The 15,638-nt window shown below is 64.6% G+C and carries 19 protein-coding genes; 9 read left to right on the forward strand and 10 right to left on the reverse strand.

The window, feature by feature from the left end:
• Positions 1 to 36: 36 nt before the first annotated feature.
• Both BRAGE_RS0114285 and BRAGE_RS0114290 read left to right on the forward strand, forming a co-directional pair.
• The gene (locus tag BRAGE_RS0114285; RefSeq protein WP_027559309.1) at positions 37 to 1,368 is read left to right on the forward strand and encodes an MFS transporter; all 1,332 of its coding nucleotides are present in this window, start codon (positions 37 to 39) and stop codon (positions 1,366 to 1,368) included.
• A 126-nt stretch (positions 1,369 to 1,494) separates the two neighbouring features.
• Positions 1,495 to 1,968: a VOC family protein gene (locus BRAGE_RS0114290; protein ID WP_027559308.1), complete on the forward strand. Its 474-nt coding sequence runs from the start codon at positions 1,495 to 1,497 to the stop codon at positions 1,966 to 1,968.
• A gap of 12 nt (positions 1,969 to 1,980) precedes the next feature.
• On the opposite strand, the gene BRAGE_RS0114295 is transcribed toward BRAGE_RS0114290, so the two are convergent.
• From BRAGE_RS0114295 to BRAGE_RS52755, 4 genes are all read right to left on the reverse strand, one after another.
• Complete coding sequence (locus BRAGE_RS0114295) at positions 1,981 to 2,535, reverse strand: CAP domain-containing protein (RefSeq protein ID WP_027559307.1); 555 nt, start codon at positions 2,533 to 2,535, stop codon at positions 1,981 to 1,983.
• Positions 2,536 to 2,632: 97 nt separating this feature from the next.
• Complete coding sequence (locus BRAGE_RS0114300) at positions 2,633 to 3,727, reverse strand: serine/threonine protein kinase (protein ID WP_027559306.1); 1,095 nt, start codon at positions 3,725 to 3,727, stop codon at positions 2,633 to 2,635.
• Positions 3,728 to 3,734: 7 nt separating this feature from the next.
• Entirely contained in the window at positions 3,735 to 5,162 is a 1,428-nt protein-coding gene (trmFO, locus tag BRAGE_RS0114305; protein WP_027559305.1) for a methylenetetrahydrofolate--tRNA-(uracil(54)-C(5))-methyltransferase (FADH(2)-oxidizing) TrmFO, read from the reverse strand.
• Positions 5,163 to 5,287: 125 nt separating this feature from the next.
• On the reverse strand, positions 5,288 to 5,440 hold the full coding sequence (locus BRAGE_RS52755; RefSeq protein ID WP_007590701.1) for a DUF1127 domain-containing protein: 153 nt from the start codon (positions 5,438 to 5,440) through the stop codon (positions 5,288 to 5,290).
• A gap of 664 nt (positions 5,441 to 6,104) precedes the next feature.
• On the opposite strand from BRAGE_RS52755, the gene BRAGE_RS0114315 reads away from it, so the two are divergent.
• On the forward strand, positions 6,105 to 6,431 hold the full coding sequence (locus BRAGE_RS0114315; RefSeq protein WP_027559304.1) for a hypothetical protein: 327 nt from the start codon (positions 6,105 to 6,107) through the stop codon (positions 6,429 to 6,431).
• Between the two features lie 73 nt (positions 6,432 to 6,504).
• Here BRAGE_RS0114315 and BRAGE_RS0114320 read toward each other — a convergent pair whose 3' ends face one another.
• Together BRAGE_RS0114320 and BRAGE_RS0114325 are read right to left on the reverse strand one after the other, a co-directional pair.
• Positions 6,505 to 7,329 (reverse strand): lytic murein transglycosylase, encoded by an 825-nt coding sequence (locus BRAGE_RS0114320; protein ID WP_027559303.1) that lies wholly within the window; start codon positions 7,327 to 7,329, stop codon positions 6,505 to 6,507.
• Between the two features lie 135 nt (positions 7,330 to 7,464).
• Positions 7,465 to 8,373: a DUF2189 domain-containing protein gene (locus tag BRAGE_RS0114325; RefSeq protein ID WP_027559302.1), complete on the reverse strand. Its 909-nt coding sequence runs from the start codon at positions 8,371 to 8,373 to the stop codon at positions 7,465 to 7,467.
• A gap of 333 nt (positions 8,374 to 8,706) precedes the next feature.
• On the opposite strand from BRAGE_RS0114325, the gene BRAGE_RS0114330 reads away from it, so the two are divergent.
• The gene (locus BRAGE_RS0114330) at positions 8,707 to 9,108 is read left to right on the forward strand and encodes a DUF3597 domain-containing protein (RefSeq protein ID WP_027559301.1); all 402 of its coding nucleotides are present in this window, start codon (positions 8,707 to 8,709) and stop codon (positions 9,106 to 9,108) included.
• Between the two features lie 76 nt (positions 9,109 to 9,184).
• On the opposite strand, the gene BRAGE_RS0114335 is transcribed toward BRAGE_RS0114330, so the two are convergent.
• Positions 9,185 to 9,460 (reverse strand): GNAT family N-acetyltransferase, encoded by a 276-nt coding sequence (locus BRAGE_RS0114335; RefSeq protein ID WP_027559300.1) that lies wholly within the window; start codon positions 9,458 to 9,460, stop codon positions 9,185 to 9,187.
• 104 nt (positions 9,461 to 9,564) lie between these two features.
• Here BRAGE_RS0114335 and BRAGE_RS0114340 point away from each other — a divergent pair, with 104 nt between their 5' ends.
• Both BRAGE_RS0114340 and BRAGE_RS0114345 read left to right on the forward strand, forming a co-directional pair.
• Entirely contained in the window at positions 9,565 to 10,500 is a 936-nt protein-coding gene (locus tag BRAGE_RS0114340; protein ID WP_027559299.1) for a tetratricopeptide repeat protein, read from the forward strand.
• A 199-nt stretch (positions 10,501 to 10,699) separates the two neighbouring features.
• Entirely contained in the window at positions 10,700 to 11,098 is a 399-nt protein-coding gene (locus tag BRAGE_RS0114345; protein WP_027559298.1) for an SPW repeat protein, read from the forward strand.
• A 47-nt stretch (positions 11,099 to 11,145) separates the two neighbouring features.
• On the opposite strand, the gene BRAGE_RS0114350 is transcribed toward BRAGE_RS0114345, so the two are convergent.
• The 3 genes from BRAGE_RS0114350 to BRAGE_RS0114360 all read right to left on the reverse strand — a co-directional run bounded on the left by BRAGE_RS0114350 (position 11,146) and on the right by BRAGE_RS0114360 (position 12,396).
• Positions 11,146 to 11,421, reverse strand: coding sequence for a GNAT family N-acetyltransferase (locus BRAGE_RS0114350; protein ID WP_027559297.1), 276 nt, complete (start codon positions 11,419 to 11,421; stop codon positions 11,146 to 11,148).
• Positions 11,422 to 11,432: 11 nt separating this feature from the next.
• Positions 11,433 to 11,948, reverse strand: coding sequence for a DUF3828 domain-containing protein (locus tag BRAGE_RS0114355; protein ID WP_027559296.1), 516 nt, complete (start codon positions 11,946 to 11,948; stop codon positions 11,433 to 11,435).
• Between the two features lie 85 nt (positions 11,949 to 12,033).
• Positions 12,034 to 12,396, reverse strand: a complete 363-nt coding sequence (locus BRAGE_RS0114360; RefSeq protein WP_027559295.1) for a hypothetical protein — start codon at positions 12,394 to 12,396, stop codon at positions 12,034 to 12,036.
• A gap of 95 nt (positions 12,397 to 12,491) precedes the next feature.
• On the opposite strand from BRAGE_RS0114360, the gene BRAGE_RS0114365 reads away from it, so the two are divergent.
• The 3 genes from BRAGE_RS0114365 to BRAGE_RS0114375 all read left to right on the forward strand — a co-directional run bounded on the left by BRAGE_RS0114365 (position 12,492) and on the right by BRAGE_RS0114375 (position 15,572).
• Entirely contained in the window at positions 12,492 to 12,989 is a 498-nt protein-coding gene (locus BRAGE_RS0114365; RefSeq protein ID WP_027559294.1) for a hypothetical protein, read from the forward strand.
• Between the two features lie 105 nt (positions 12,990 to 13,094).
• Positions 13,095 to 14,702 (forward strand): acyl-CoA synthetase, encoded by a 1,608-nt coding sequence (locus BRAGE_RS0114370; RefSeq protein ID WP_027559293.1) that lies wholly within the window; start codon positions 13,095 to 13,097, stop codon positions 14,700 to 14,702.
• A 9-nt stretch (positions 14,703 to 14,711) separates the two neighbouring features.
• Positions 14,712 to 15,572: a PCC domain-containing protein gene (locus tag BRAGE_RS0114375; protein WP_027559292.1), complete on the forward strand. Its 861-nt coding sequence runs from the start codon at positions 14,712 to 14,714 to the stop codon at positions 15,570 to 15,572.
• Positions 15,573 to 15,638 lie beyond the last annotated feature (66 nt).

Genomic DNA, 15,638 nt, shown 5'->3' on the forward strand with positions numbered 1-15,638 from the left:
CGCCAATCAAAATCTTAAAGCAAATTGGAGGAAACCATGACGATTGCAACGGCGACGACGGCCGACCTCGATACTGGAATTACCGAGCATCAAGTCATCAAGAAGATCGCGTGGCGGCTGATGCCGCTGATCATCGTCTGCTACTTCTTCGCGTTCTTCGATCGCGTCAACATCAGCTTCGCCAAGGCCGCATTGCAGGCCGATCTCGGCCTCAGCAACACGGCTTACGGATTTGGCGCCAGCCTGTTCGTCGTCGGCTATGTGCTGCTGGAAGTGCCGAGCAACATGCTGCTCTATCGTTTCGGCGCACGGCGCTGGATCGCCCGCATCATGATCTCCTGGGGCCTGGCGACGGCCGCCATGGTCTTCGTCAACAGCGAGTGGCAGTTCTACGCGCTGCGCTTTGTGATCGGCGCGATGGAAGCCGGCTTTGCGCCCGGCATTCTCTATTATCTGACACTGTGGTTTCCAAAATCGCATCGCGGCCGCATGACGTCCGTGTTCTTTCTCGCCACCGCATTCTCGGGAATCATCGGCGCACCGATCTCGGGTCTCATCCTCAATTATCTGCACGGGCTGCATGGCCTCGCCGGCTGGCAGTGGCTGTTCCTGGCCGGCGGCATTCCTTGCGTCGCGCTCGGCATCGTCGTGTTATTGCGCTTCGATGACGGGATCGAGCAGGCCGAATGGCTGAGCGATGACGAGCGGCGGCTGATCTCGGGGCAGCTGGATCGCCAGAAGGGCGAAATCGGCGAGCATTCGGCGTGGCGCTCCTTGCTCATGCCCGGCGTGCTGTTGCTCGGCTTCATCTACTTCCTGATCCAGATCGCGTCCTACGGCCTTAATTTCTGGGCGCCCGATCTGATCAAGGCGGCCGGCGGTGGCAGCGCGGCTGCGATTGGCTTCCTCACGGCGGTGCCCTACATCTGCGGCGCCATCTGCATGATCGTGGTCGGGCGATTGTCGGATGCCTCGGGCGAGCGCCCGAAGTTCGTCGCGGGCCTGATCCTGGCCGCAGCGGTCGGCTTCTTCGCGTCCGGCGCATTCGACCGGAACGTGGTCACGCTGGTTGGCGCGCTCGCGATCCTTGGCGGTGGTGTGGTTGCGGCCATTCCAACCTTCTGGACGTTGCCTCCGAAGATTCTCGCCGGCGCCGGCGCAGCGAGCGGGATCGCGCTCATCAATACGCTGGGGCAGGTTGGCGGCATCGTCAGCCCGGTCATGGTCGGGTCGGTGAAGGACTGGACCGGCAGCACGACGCCCGCGCTCTACGTCATCGGTGGTTTGTGCGCGCTCTGTGCAGTCCTGTTGCTGACGGTGCTGCCGCGCGACTTGAAAGCCAAGGATTTGGCGGAACCAGCACGGTAGGGCTGCGGCAATCGGCGCGCCTTGGTGGCGCGCATCCAAGAGGGTATCTAGCGTGAAGAAGATCGCGCCACTATCCGTTCTCAACGAATGTCGGTGCGATCGTCTTGAAACCGAAGGGGATACACGATGGCGAAGAACACGATTTGCCTCTGGTACGACAGGGATGCCGAGGCGGCTGCCCGCTTCTACGCCGCGACGTTCCCCGACAGCACGGTGAGTGCCGTACACCGCGCGCCGAGCGACTATCCGTCTGGCAAGGCTGGCGACGTGCTCACGGTCGAGTTCACCGTCGCCGGCGTCGCCTGTCTCGGCCTCAACGGTGGGCCGATCTTCAAGCACAACGAAGCCTTCTCATTCCAGATCGCCACCGACGATCAGGAGGAGACCGACCGCTATTGGAACGCCATCGTCGGCAATGGCGGGCAGGAGAGCGCCTGCGGCTGGTGCAAGGACCGATGGGGCGTTTCCTGGCAGATCACGCCGCGCATGCTGACCGAAGCGCTTGCCGCCGGTGGTGCCGAGGCCAAGCGCGCGTTCGATGCGATGATGGAGATGACGAAGATCGACGTCGCAGCGATCGAGGCCGCGCGCCGCGGCTGAAATCGTCCGACCTCAGATGCAGAGGCTGAGCAGCTTGACGTGGCAGCCGCTGGATTTAGGCTTGCTCGCGGGTGCAGTCTCGCGCTTCACGGCGACCAGCGGCTCCTTATCTTTATTCTTCTTCTTGCCCTTGGGCTCGTAATCGCCGGCGATCACCATCGCCCAATAGGTGCGCTTGCCGCTGGCGTTCTTGGCACTGGCGATGCCGACACGGGAGGCGTTGTGCAGCAACAGGTTCTTGCGGTGCCCGGAGGAGTCGATCCACTGTCCGAGCGTCTTCTCGAAATTGTCGTAGCCATAGGCGATGTTCTCGGCGGCGCGGCCCGCGCCGGCCGGGGCGACGCGCCGGTTGAACGGGCCGAGGGCATCATGGCTGAGGTCGTCCTTCGCCGCCATCGCGCGCGCCTGGTCCATGGCGATGCGGTCCAGCGTTGCGTCGCGGACGACGCGGACTTCACCGTGCTTGAGGCGGAAGCTCGAGATCTGCTCGGCCGGAGACTCGGCCATGGCCGGGGCGGCCACCAGCAGCAGAAGGCTGGCGATCAGGCCGCCAACCACACCATGCATCGTCGTCCCCCGCGTCCCCATGATTCCGCCAAAGCCTGCCTTCGTTCGACCGCTTCTCTATTGCCAATGTGGACGCTTCAAGGCACAGGGCCCCGCGCTAGGTGGTTGGCAGGTCCGCCTCGAAATTGAAGCGGTCGCGTAGGTTCTTGCGCTGCTCCAGGATGTCCTTGAGGAAGGCGCGATCCTGGTCGTTCCTCATCATCGGCTCGATCAGGTCGAGCTGGTTCATGGCGACCAGCTGCAGGATCTCCGTGCGCGGCTTGCCGCTGGGATCGCGCGGAAGGGCGTGCACGACCTGGATGTGTTCCGGCGGCTTCGGGCCTCTCGCGGCGGTCAGCTCGTTGCGGAGCTGGCCTTCGAGCGTGGCCTGATCGGCCTCGACGAAGGCATAGAGCCCGACGCCCGAGCGGCGGTCGGCGAAGGCGACGATGGCGGTATCGCGCACGGCGGGATTCTTGCGGATCAGCTCGGCCAGCACCGGCGCATCGTTGACGAGCCGGCGGCCGCCGCCCTCGCGGTCGGTGAAGTTGAACAGGCCGCGGGTGATGGCGCGATAGACCTTCTTGCCGGTGGCAAGCCACAGGCTCGCGGCGAACGACTTCTTCGCAAGGACCTTTCGCTCGCGCGGAGTCAGCGCCTCGGGCGCGTAGGAGCGCTTGTGCTTGAGCAGATGCCTGAGGTCTTCATAGGCGAGGATGCGATAGAGCCGGCCGCGCCGTTTGAAGCACGCTGCGAGCTGGAAGTCGGTCACGTAAGCGAGGCCGTCGCGGCCGACCAGCCAGTTCTGTTCCTTGGCGAGATCGTTGTGGCAGATGCCGGCGCGGCGCAGCCGGCGCAGCACCGCCTTGGCCGAGCGAAAATAGGCGAGGTCGCCATGGGGCTTTGCCAGATGCAGCGCGACGCCGTCGACGAAGCCACGCACGAGCGCGCGGCGTCCGGCCCACAGCAGCTCGGGGCCGACGTTCAGGCCCTTTGCGAGCGCCAGCGCATGCTTCTCGCGCGCGAACAGATGGCGCGCCAGCAGGAAGGACCACCATGGCACTTCATCGAGCCGGCGCAGCACCGCGTCAACCTCGCCGTTCTCGCCGCGGAAGCGGCCGCGCTCGACGGTCGAGAACACGTCGCGCTTGAGCAGAACGCCCTCGGTCCAGCGCGCCGACAAGGTCGCGGCGTCGTCTTTGGGGAGGCTCATCTGAAACTCACGCCGCGGTGGCAATGCGCAGGTGATCGGCGATCCAGCGATCGAGATCGGCGAGCGCCCGCGCACTCATCGCTTGCTTCTTGGCCACCGTCTTCTCGTTGCCGCGCAGCCGCGTGCCGTCCGGTTTCTTGGTCGGTGCGCTCGCGAGCGGCGGAAACAGGCCGAAATTGATGTTCATCGGCTGGAACGAGCGGGTACCCGGCTCGATGGTTTCGATGTGGCCGCCAGTGATGTGGCCGAGCAACGATCCCAGCGCCGTGGTGCCCGGCGGGCTCGCCAGCGTCTCGCCGCGGGCGTCGGCTGCCGCGTAGAGGCCGGCGATCAGGCCGACGCTGGCGGATTCCACGTAGCCCTCGCAGCCCGTCATCTGGCCGGCGAAGCGCAGCCGCGGCTGCGCGCGCAGGCGCAGCTGGCCGTCGAGCAGCTTTGGCGAGTTGAGGAAGGTGTTGCGATGCAGGCCGCCGAGGCGGGCAAACTCGGCCTTCTCCAGCCCGGGAATGGTGCGGAAGATGCGCTGCTGCTCACCATATTTCAGCTTCGTCTGGAAGCCGACGATGTTGTAGAGCGTGCCGAGCTTGTTGTCCTGGCGCAGCTGCACGATCGCGTACGCCTTGGTGGCGGGATCGTGCGGGTTGGTGAGGCCGACCGGCTTCATTGGGCCGTGGCGCAGGGTCTCGGGGCCGCGCTCCGCCATCACCTCGATCGGCAGGCAGCCGTCGAAATAGGGCGTGTTGGTCTCCCACTCCTTGAACTCGGTCTTCTCGCCGGCGATCAGCGCGCCGACGAAGCCGTCATACTGCTCCTTGGTCATTGGGCAGTTGATGTAGTCGGCGCCGTTGCCGCCGGGGCCGACCTTGTCGTAGCGCGACTGGAACCAGGCTACCGACATGTCGATGGACTCGCGATGCACGATCGGCGCGATCGCGTCGAAGAAGGCGAGCGCGTTCTCGTCGGTCAGCTCGCGGATGGCATCGGCGAGGGGGGCAGAGGTGAGGGGACCGGTCGCAACGATGACGTTGCTCCAGTCGGCCGGCGGCAGGCCCGCGATCTCGCCGCGGGCGATCTCGATCAGGGGGTGGTCGTTCAGCGCCTTGGTGACGGCGGCCGAGAAGCCGTCGCGGTCGACCGCGAGCGCGCCGCCGGCGGGCACCTGGTTGGCGTCAGCCGCGCGCATGATCAGCGAGTCGAGCCGGCGCATCTCCGCATGCAGCAGGCCGACGGCGTTGTTGGCGGCGTCGTCCGAGCGGAACGAATTGGAGCAGACGAGCTCGGCCAGACCGTCGGTGCGGTGCGCCTCGGTCATGCGGGTCGGCCGCATCTCATGCAGCACGACGGGCACGCCGGATTTCGCCACCTGCCAGGCGGCCTCGGAACCGGCAAGGCCGGCACCGATCACGTGCACGATGTTCGATTGGGGTCCTGTCATGGGGCGGACAGGTAGCGCTTTTCGGCGCAGAGTGGAATCGCCGAGATCGAGTTTTCTGCCATCAGAAACGACAACGCCCGCACGAGGCGGGCGCTATCGGTTCGTCCGGTAAGGGCTGAACGATATCAGCCCTGATACTGACCGGCGGCAACGCGCGGGATGTCCGAGCGATCGAGGCCGATGTCGGCCAGTTCGCGATCGCTGAGCTGGGACAGCTCGGCAACATTGCGCTGATAGTCCCGGAAAGCCTGGATCATGCGGATGAGCGAGAGCAGCATTGGTAGTCTCCTGTAGTTCGATTCAGCCTTTCCCAAGGCCTCATCGTTGAAATGAATATAGATGAGAGTGGTGCACTGCGAAAGTTCCGATGTTGCGATGCAGCTAAGCGTCGGATGCATAGCGCCGGTAACGGACGATTAACCCGGAGGCAAGCTCGCACAAGAGTGGGCGAGCGAGACGTCAGATTGTCATAAATGTCCGTGAATACACGGGCTTATGATTACAATCGCGGTTCCCTTCGAGACCGAAATAAGTCGTGTTCCCCTCCCACGCAAGGCGACCGGTCAGCTACTGGGCCCAAGTCTCGCATGCGCGAATCGCATGTGTGGTTGAGTCTAAAGAATGAACATTAATTCATTATAAGGGGCGGGCTGAGCACGAGCAGACAGCTCCTCGATGGGGCGCCACCACCGATTCGTCAGCTCTTTAGCCGGTGGGCCGAACGACGGAGACCAAGGAACCGGCAGGGACAGAGGGAGCTGATCCGGGCGTGGTTCGCGTCTTGACCTCTCCCGGCGCGGTGCGCACACGTCAGGGGTGTGGTTTTATTACCAAGTTGTAATGAAAATCAGAAATTTCGCATGCGCCTCTGCGCAGCGCGCAACATCACGCAATTCTCGCGGGGAATTTATTGCGGCAAGTTGCCGCGCCCGGAGGAAAGTCATGCCGCAGATTCCGGCAATGTCGCTGGATCTGTCTCAAGAACAAGAGAAGGAAAGTAACATCATGACGAAGTTACTCGGGGTTATCGCAATTGCCGCCGTCGCATTCGCCGTCGCGCCGGCCCAGGCCGCCAAGCACGCCATGGGCGGCTGCAGCTCGGCCAATCTGGAGAAGACCGAAACCGCGATCGAAGCCATGGCCGACGGCGACAGCAAGTTCGTCGCGCAGAAGGAGATCGCTGCGGCGCAGGACGCGCTCCTCAATGGCAAGATGGGTGTGTGCGGAGCGCATTTGAACAAGGCGATGCACGCCACCATGGGCAAGTAAACGGGTAGGTAAACGCACTCAAGAGAGGGCCGGTCGCCGGGCGATCGGCCCTATGCGTTTGCAGAGTGTTGTCTTAAGGAGCGCGCGCGAGCTGAGTGGCGAAATAGGCCACGGTCTTCGAATAGACCTCGCTCTTGTTCCACTGCTGGAGCACCGCGAAGTTCGGGCTGCCGGGCTGCCAATCCTTACCCTTCTGCCAGCCATACCCGGCGAGATAATTGGCGGTGGACGCCAGCACATCGGGCGCATTGTGCAGGAGATCGCGCTTGCCGTTGCCGTCGAAGTCGACGGCATATTTCATCCAGGACGACGGCATGAACTGGGTCTGACCGAGCTCGCCGGCCCAGGCGCCCTTCATGTCGCCGGGCGCCAGGTCGCCGCGCTGGACGATGCGCAGCGCATCCATCAGCTCAGCACGAAATTGCTCGGAACGCCGGCAGTCATAGGCCAGCGTCGCCAGCGAGCGGATGGTGGCGAACTTGCCGGTGTTGACGCCGAAATCGGTCTCGAGCCCCCAGATCGCGACCAGCACCTCGCCGGGCACGCCGTAGGTCTGCTCGATCCGCGAGAGCACCGAGCCGTATTGCTTCATCATGTTGGAGCCGCGCGTCATCCGCGGCGGCACCATGCGGCCGGAAAACTCTTCAAAAGTCTGGGTGAAGACCTTTTGCGACTTGTCACGATTGAGCACGCTCTGGTCGAGCGTCACGCCGGCAAGCCCGGCGGTGATGGCCTGCTGCGAGATGCCCTTGGCCGCAGCGTCGGCTTTGAAGTCGGCAAGCCAGGCGTCGAAATTGCCGGAGCCGCAGGCGACCGCGGCAAGCGCTGGCTGGGCGGACAGGATGGACGCGGAGAGGGCGAGGGCTGCGAGAGCGAGACGAGAAATCGTCGGGGTCATCAGATGAAATAGATTCCGTGAAGTGATCTGACCGGCAGGCGCAATCTCGATTGTAACCGCGGCCAAAGCAAGGCGTATGACAGTTCGCGATCCCGCCCGAGCCGGGCTCGGGCAGGATCGCATGTCACGATGGCGTCAGGCGTCTGACCTGTTACGCCAGGGGAAGAGGTTGGCGGGGAAGTCGGCGGCCGGCTTGCGCGGGCGATGCGGCGGGGGCGGCACCGGGCGCGACCCGGGCTCCGAGGCGATCACCTTGCGGTAGAGGTGCCAGGTGGCGTGGCCGAGCAGGGGGATCACCACGGCAAGGCCGAGGAAGGCCGGGATCGTACCAAACGCCAGCAACACCGCCACGATCAGACCCCAAGCCGCCATCGGCACCGGGTTCTTGGCGACGACGCGCAGCGAGGTGACCATCGCCTCGAACGCGCCCGCATGGCGGTCGAGCATGAGCGGGAATGACACGGCGCTGATGCAGAGCGCGGCGAGGGCGAACAGGAAGCCGGCGCCGCAGCCGACCACGATCAGCCACCAGCCTTGCCGGGTCGTCAGCACGCGCGTCATGAAATCGGAGATTCCGGTCACGCCCTCATAGCCGAACGCCGACACATAAATGGCCTGCGCGGTCGCGACCCAGGTCACGAACAGGGCGAGCAGCAACGTGCCGAGGCCGAGCATGGCGCCGAACGAGGGCGAGCGCAGCACCTCCATGGCATCCCAGGCACTTGCCTCTTCGCCGCGTTCGCGCCGGCTGGAGAGCTCGTAGAGACCGAGCGCCGCGAACGGCCCGATCAGCGCGAAGCCGGCGGCCAGAGGAAACAGCAGCGGCAGCACCGAATGGCCCATCACCACGCGGGCGAGCACGAGGCCCAGCACCGGATAGATCACACAGAGGATGATGGCGTGGCTCGGAACCGCCTTGAAATCTTCCCAGCCGCGCTTGAGCGCATCGTGGAGGTCGGAGAGTTGGATGGTTCGGATCACCGGTCCAGCCGCGTCAGTCGGCTGGACCATCGTTGGGACATTGCCCCGGTAGAATGTGGCCATGGTCGCTAGCTCCCTTGCCGGGCGGCCGCATTCGGCGCCGGCAACGGCGCAAGCGGCCGCCATTCTCTGAGTTGCGCGATCCCGACCAGACGCGAATTCCGGAAGACATCGCGAGCTGAGCGAGAAGCGTACGCCCATTTCCGAGTCCTGTCCCTCACGCTTGGGTGAAATTCGATGTCGCAGTGCAACCTCGAATGTGTCATTCGGTCGTCATTTCGCCGCAGATAAGCTGATGCTGCTTGTTCGTTCGCAGGAACGCGGGCGCAACGCGGTAACTTCGTCTATAAGTGCCGCTCAAGGCCCTTCCAACGGATCCTTTTTCGGGGAGCAGACATGAGCATTTTCGGGAAAATCATGGGCGCGATCTTCGGCAGCCATCCGGCTGCCGCCGCACCCGCAGGCAGCGCACCGTCGCCCAGCGCGCCCGCCAGCGCCGCGCCGGCTGGATCGGCGCCTGCTGCCGCGCCGGCGGCAACGGTCGACGTCGCTGCGATCGTCGACAAGGCCGCGGCCGCTCACAAGGGCGAGAAGCTGGAGTGGCGCACCTCGATCGTCGACCTCATGAAGGCGCTCGACATCGATTCCAGCCTTGCGGCGCGCAAGGACCTCGCCAAGGAGCTCGGCTACAGCGGCGACATGAACGACTCCGCCAGCATGAACGTCTGGCTGCACAAGCAGGTGATGTCCAAGCTCGCCGCCAATGGCGGCAAGCTGCCGCCGGAAATCAAGCACTGACCGCTTGATCGGTCATTGCCAAGGGGATTGAGTCTAGGGATGAGAAGGGCCCGCGATTTCGCGGGCCCTTTTTCTTTCAGGCGACGAGGTCGGCATCTTCCGGATGCCGCTCGAGATAATCGACGACGAAGCCGCAGCCGGCGATCACCTTCTTGCCGTCGCGGCGGATCAGCTCCAGCGCGCCCTTCACCAGTTCGGACGCGATGCCGCGGCCGCGCAGCGCACGCGGCGTCTCGGTGTGGGTGATGATCACCGCCGACGGCGTCAGCCGGTAATTGGCGAAGGCGACCTCGCTGCCAACGTCGAGCTCGAAGCGGCCCTTCTCCTTGTTGTCGCGTACCGATGCCGCCATGCAATATCCTTCCGAAGCGCTGCCTCTTTCCTGATCTAGGCGCCTGAACCGGCCCTTGCCAAGGTGCGACCAAGGGAGGTTGCCGCAGGGGAGATATCTCGAAAATGCGTGTCCCGCTCAGCCTCATGGCGTTGCTCGCCGCGCTTGCTTCGACGGCGCCGCTGCCGGCTGCGGCCGAAGGCGGTCCGGTCTGGGACGCATGCGTCGGGCTGACCAGCACGCCGGAGGAGCGGGTCAAGGCGTGCTCGACCGTGATCGAGACCAGGAGCGAGAGCGGCCACCGGCTCGCCGGCGCCTATTGCAATCGCGGCCATGGTCTCACCGAGAAGCGAGAGCTCGACGCGGCGCTGTCGGATCTCGACGAGGCGGTCAGGCTCGCTCCCGACTATGCCTGCCCCTTCAACAATCGCGGCCGCGTCTACAGCTTCAAGCGCGACTTCGATCACGCCATCGCCGACTACGATCAGGCCATCAAGCTCGATCCCTCGCTGGCGCTGGCCTACAGCAATCGCGGCGAATCCCGCTACAACAAGGGCGATCTCGACGGCGCCTTCGCCGACTTCGATGCCGCGATCAAGCGCGATCCGAACTATGCCACGGCCTACACCAATCGCGCCTTGGTCTACTACCGCAGGCACGACGTGGCGCATGCGCTTGCCGACTACACCATGCGGATCAGGCTTGCGCCCAGCCTGCTCGCCTATATCGATCGCGGCAACGTCTATCGCGACAGCGAGCAGCTCGACCGCGCCGCCGCCGACTATGGCGAGGCGATCCGCATTGCGCCGACCGATGCGCGCGGCTGGCGCAACCGCGGCATGATCCGGCTCTACCAGGGCGACGACAAGGGCGGTCTTGCCGACTACGACAAGGCGCTGCAATACGATCCCTCCGACGTGTTCTCCTGGAACAATCGCGGCCAGGCCAAGCTTCGGCTCGGCGACAAGCAGGGCGCGATCGCCGACTTCAGGAAGGCGCTGGAATCGAAGCCCGGCCTGCCGGTCGCGCGCGAGGCGCTTCAGAGGCTCGGGGCCCTGTAGCCGCAGTGCGATATGAGTTGGTGACCGGCGAACATCGCGGCGGCCATCGAAATAATCCTCGCATTCGCTCTTGCGCGGTCGCCGGCGGCTCCCACGTCTTTTGCAGGACATACGCCGAATGCGGCAGGCAGGGTCGCTAGATATTCGGTGTGTCATGATCGCCAGCCGCAGACGTATGCCTCTGTCGTAGGAGGGTACGATGTCGGACTTTGGTTTCTTGAATACTCATCGAACATGGGAAGACTGGTGCGGGATGGTGCTGGGCGCACTGATCGTCGTCTCGCCGTGGTTTCCCATCCAGGAACAACCCGCGATCGCCGCAGACTCAATGGTCATCCTGAACGCGGTTGCAGTCGGCCTGGTCGTGTTTGGCATCAGTCAGCTCGAATATGTCGCGCTGCAACGCTGGCAGGAGGTGGCGACGATCCTGGTCGGATTGTGGCTCATCGCCTCGCCCTATTTCCTCGGCTATTCCGGTGAAGGGTTCCTGCGCATCTACCACACCAGCCTCGGCGCGGTGACGGTCCTCCTTGGCATGCTGCTGCTGTGGCAGGACTGGGATCTGACTGACCAGGACATGCTCAAGCACGGGCGATAGGCCGTGGACGTCGGCAGGCCCGCCCGGCTACAGGCGGGCCTGCGCCCTCATCGCTTCGCCAGGTCCTGGTACTCCGGATGCTTCTCGATCCACGCCTTCACGAACGGGCATTGGGGGATCAGCTTCAATCCGGCCGCGCGGACCTGGTCGAGCGCGCCTTGCACCAGCTTTGAGCCGACGCCCTTGCCGCCGAGCTCCTTCGGCACGTCCGTATGCTCGAAGGTGATGACTTCGCCGTCGAGCTTGTAATGCTCGGTCGCGAGATGGCCCTCCACCTCGAGCTCATAGCGGTGATGGGCCTTGTTGTTGATGACGTCGCTCATGTCGTCTCCGGTCAGCTCTTCAGCGAGTCCGTCAGCATCTTGCGGATCGACCAGGCTTCGCCGTCGGAGGAGCCCTTGATGTCGTCGATCTTCCAGCTATTGGCCTCGCGCACGAAGTCGTAACGCACGATCTGGTCGGCGGGTTTCCGGTCGTTGCGGTGGCCGGTGATGGTCACCGCGACCGTCGCCTTGTCCGCTTCCATCTTCTCAGCGTCAACCTTGAACGACTTCACGTCCGGTTCCTGCGAATTGGTGACCGGATCGAAATCGACCGGCCCGACGTCGCCTTTCGGCGTGTGCGCATCCGCCTTGGCCCATAGCGCGACCAGCGATTTGGAGAGGTAGTTTGACTTCGCTGCCTTGTTCTCGATGACGAAGGCGGCGCCACCGTCGCCCTTGCCCTTGGCGGCGCGGGTATAGATCGCGGTCAGGATGGCGACGGGATCGGTGGGAGCGGGAGTCTCGGCGAAAGCCGGGGCGATTCCGGCAAGCAGAGAGGCGGCGACGAAAGTCCGACGGGTGAGCATGAACTGTCCCTGAGATGACGGCGCGCGACAACAGGCCGGAGTGGCCGGCGCGTATCTCTGTAGACCGATGGAGCGGCTGTTCGGTTCAATCACTCGCCTTGGCGAGCCTGGAGTCTTCCGGCTGGGGCTGTTGGCGGAGGCAACCCTGGCAGATGACGAGGGAGCGGTTGACCCTGGCGTCCTGCTCGGCCTCGATGCCGTCCTGCACCTGCCACCATTCCCTAGAATAGGGCTGAAGTCCGGCCTGCGATCGGGTGCGATCGGCCGCCGCTGCGGCGCGCATTGCACGCGATGAGGCAGAGCGCGGCTGGTTGGGATTCTCGCCGGCGCCGTCCCAGGCGTAGCGTGCAGGCTTGAAGGCGGGATTGGGTGCGAGATGGGCTTGCGGGGCGACGGCACATCCGGCGAGCGCCAGCGACAACAGGAGGAGGGCGGACGCTTTGACCATGATGCGGCACTCTGTACGCGAGAACTGAGCGAAGGTTGCGCTGATCATGTTTAAAATTCCCTGAACGATCGTGCCCGCACCGCCGACAAACGCGCATGCGCTATCTCATCCTCCTGCTCGCTCTGTTCGCTTCCACTGCGCGCGCCGACGATGCGAAGCCGTTCAACCCGGCCGACTATCCTCCCGCCGTGCAGAAGGCGCTGCATTATGCCAACGAGGAATGCGAGAGCCAGGATGGGGGCGTCGTGACCTTCGCCTCGGATACCGTGCGCAAGGTCGATCTGACCGGTGATGGCCGCGAGGACTACATCGTCGATTTCCGCGACGCCAAATGCGGCGACCGCGAGACCACCTATTGTGGAACCGGCGGCTGCGTCATGACCATCCTGGTGACGCTGCCTGACGGCAGCGTGCGCCCGGTGTTCGACGGCTATATCCGCAGCTACAAGATCCTGGCGCCGCCGATCAAGCGTGGCGCCGCGCGCACCGTCCGCTTCGATCTGCACGGTAGCTATTGCGGCGGTTTTGGCACGCAGGCCTGCGTCAAGGAGAGGGCGATCACGGCAACGCCGTTCGCATTCAAGCAGCCGTAGGGCGGGCGCGGGGCCGATGGTCTTGCTACGTCGCTGGCGATGGCGATAAATGGGCTTCAATGAGCGGGCGGCTTGCGCGCCGACCGCACTCGAAGAGGAAGCCCGATGCAGCCCCTGCGCATGTCCCGCCGCGTCATGAATCTCGCTTACATGCTGACCCAGAATGCGCGGCGGCATGGATCGCGCCCCGGTTTCGTCTGGGGTGACCGATCCTGGACCTGGCGCGAGATCGATGCGCAGGTCTCCGCGCTGGCCGCGGCGCTCGCCGCGCGCGGCATCGCCAAGGGCGATCGCATCCTCGTCCATTCCAAGAATGGCGACGAGATGTTCTTCTCGATGTTCGCCGCGTTCCGGCTCGGCGCGGTCTGGGTTCCCACCAATTTCCGCCTGATGCCCGACGAGGTCAGCTATCTCGCCGAGGCCTCGGGCGCGAAGGCATTTTTGTGCCATGCCGATTTTCCCGAGCATGCCGCGGCGGTGAAGGGTGGCGCGCTGGAATTCATTTGGAGCGTCGACGGCAAGGCGTCGTTCGGCGAGACGTCGGTCGCGGAGGCCATCGCGTCGAAGGCGGGTAGCGCGGTCGAGAACGTCGCAGTCGAGCACGACGATCCCTGCTGGTTCTTCTTCACCTCCGGCACCACCGGCCGTTCCAAGGCTGCGGTACTGACCCACGGCCAGATGGGTTTTGTGGTCACCAACCATCTTGCCGATCTCACCCCAGGTGTGACGGAGGCGGATGCCTCGCTGGTGGTGGCGCCGCTGTCGCATGGTGCCGGCGTGCACCAGCTGGTGCAGACCGCGCGCGGCGTCTGCACCGTGCTGCTGCCGACCGAGAAGTTCGACATCGACGAGGCGTTCCGCCTGATCGAGAAGCATCGCGTCGCCAATCTCTTCACGGTGCCGACGATCCTGAAGATGATGGTCGAGCACCCCGCGATCGACAAGTACGATCATTCCTCGCTGCGCCACGTGATCTACGCCGGCGCGCCGATGTATCGCGAGGATCAGAAGACTGCGCTGAGGAAGCTCGGCAAGGTCATCGTGCAGTATTTTGGATTGGGCGAGGTCACCGGCAACATCACGGTTCTGCCGGCGGCACTGCACGATCCAGAGGACGGCCCATATGCGAAGATCGGCACCTGCGGCTTCGAACGCACCGCCATGCAGGTCTCGATCCAGGACGACGAGGGCCGCGAGCTCGCAGCCAACCAGAGCGGCGAGATCTGCGTGATCGGACCTGCGGTGCTTGCGGGCTACTACGACAATCCCGAGGCCAATGCGAAAGCGTTTCGCAACGGCTGGTTCCGCACCGGCGACCTCGGCCATATGGACGAGGAAGGCTTTGTCTACATCACCGGCCGCGCCTCCGACATGTACATCTCCGGCGGCTCCAACATCTATCCGCGCGAGATCGAGGAGAAGATATTGACCCATCCCGCGGTCGGCGAGGTCGCCGTGCTCGGCGTGCCCGATGCGACCTGGGGCGAGGTCGGCGTCGCCGTCTGCGTTGCGCGGGAAGGCGCGAAGGCCGTGACCGAAGCCGAGATGGCGGCGTTCCTCGGTGCGAAGGTGCCGCGCTACAAGATGCCAAAGCGCTTCTTCTTCTGGGAGGCGTTGCCGAAGTCGGGCTATGGCAAGGTGCCGAAGCGGATGGTGCGCGACGAGCTCGAGGCGCGCGGCCTGCTCGATCTCGACAAGACGAAGGCGAGCTGAGCGTACGCGATGCGGAATATCAAGCAGCCGGGCGCGCCGCTTCCCGAACGCATCCAGTGGGTGGAGGCGAGGGGGCGCGCCTTCGCGTTCACGCTTCAAGCCGGCCTGCCGTTGCTGGAAGCCGCGCGCCGCGGCTTTGCGGCGGAGGGATTTGCCGGTGGCGTGCTGAACTTCGGCCGCGGCACGCTCGGGCCGTTCGCCTATGTGATGCCGGCGCTGTCGAAGACCGGCGAGAACGCGGCGTTCTACAGCGATACATTTCGGCCGGGCGGCCTGACGCGCACCAAGCTCGGCAGCATGACGCTCGGCTCGCGCGACGGTGCGCCGTTCTTTCATTGCCACGGGCTCTGGACCGAGGCGGACGGCAAGGCGAGCGGCGGCCACATGATGCCGGACGAGACCATTGTCGCCGAGCCGTTCGAGGTCGAGGCGTTCGGCCTCGATGGCGCAGCGTTCACTGCCGAGGTCGATCCGGAGACCAACTTTAGGCTGTTCGGACCTTTGGCTTCCGCGAGCACCGGTGCGCGCACGACGAGCCGCGCCTTTGCCTTGCGGCTGCGGCCCAACCAGGATTTTGCCGGCTGCCTCGAAGACTTCTGCCGCGCGCATGGCATCGCCCGCGCGAAGATTCACGGCGGCGTCGGCTCCACCATCGGCGCGCGCTTCACCCATGGCGGCGTGACCGAGCCGTTCGCGACGGAGCTGGCGGTGACGGCGGGGACGATTGCGCCGGGCGCTTCGGGCGCACTCGAGGCGGCGCTCGACATTGCCTTGATCGATTATACCGGCGGCGTCGCGGATGGCCGCTTGATCCGTGGCGACAATCCCGTGCTGATGACCATGGAGCTGGTGCTCGAGGTCATGGGCTAGAGCATGATCCGGAAAAGTGCGCAGCGATTCTCCGAAAAAATCATGCTCAACTAATAACCTAAAGCG

The sequence above is a fragment of the Bradyrhizobium genosp. SA-4 str. CB756 genome (genome assembly GCF_000473125.1).
Taxonomy (GTDB): Bacteria; Pseudomonadota; Alphaproteobacteria; order Rhizobiales; family Xanthobacteraceae; genus Bradyrhizobium; species Bradyrhizobium arachidis.